Annotated in this window: 1 protein-coding gene; it reads left to right on the forward strand. The window is 39.7% G+C overall.

Annotated elements, in window-relative coordinates:
* Positions 1–59 precede the first annotated feature (59 nt).
* Positions 60–409: IS630 transposase-related protein (locus A5N85_RS14295; protein WP_072577687.1), on the forward strand; the 350-nt coding region annotated here is incomplete at its 3' end.

The following is a 409-nucleotide window of genomic DNA, read 5'->3' on the forward strand; positions in this document are numbered from 1 at the left end:
AAGCAGATATAARAAACAACATTGTAGTAGAATTATCAAAAACAAACTGAGCATATCCTATGACCTACTGCCGCCAATTCCGACAGAAAATTCTTAACGATATTGCTAATGGAGAAACTTGGCGCGCTGTTGCAAAGCGCTACAAGATCAGCAAATTCACCGTCTATAGCTGGATTAAAAATCCCCATCCTAAAGGCTTTACTGAGCGTAAGCCCTCAAAGATTGATGATGAAGCCTTGCTTAAGGATATTGAGCAGTATCCCGATGATTACCAATGGGAAAGCGCTAGACGTTTTAATTGCTCGCAATCAGCGATTTGTTATGCTCTAAAGCGACTAAAGATAACGCATAAAAAAAGATTAACCAACATCCAAAAAGCCGACACAGAGCAAAGAGAAGCACTTTCAAG

The sequence above is a fragment of the Suttonella ornithocola genome, assembly GCF_001889065.1.
GTDB lineage: Bacteria > Pseudomonadota > Gammaproteobacteria > Cardiobacteriales > Cardiobacteriaceae > Suttonella_A > Suttonella_A ornithocola.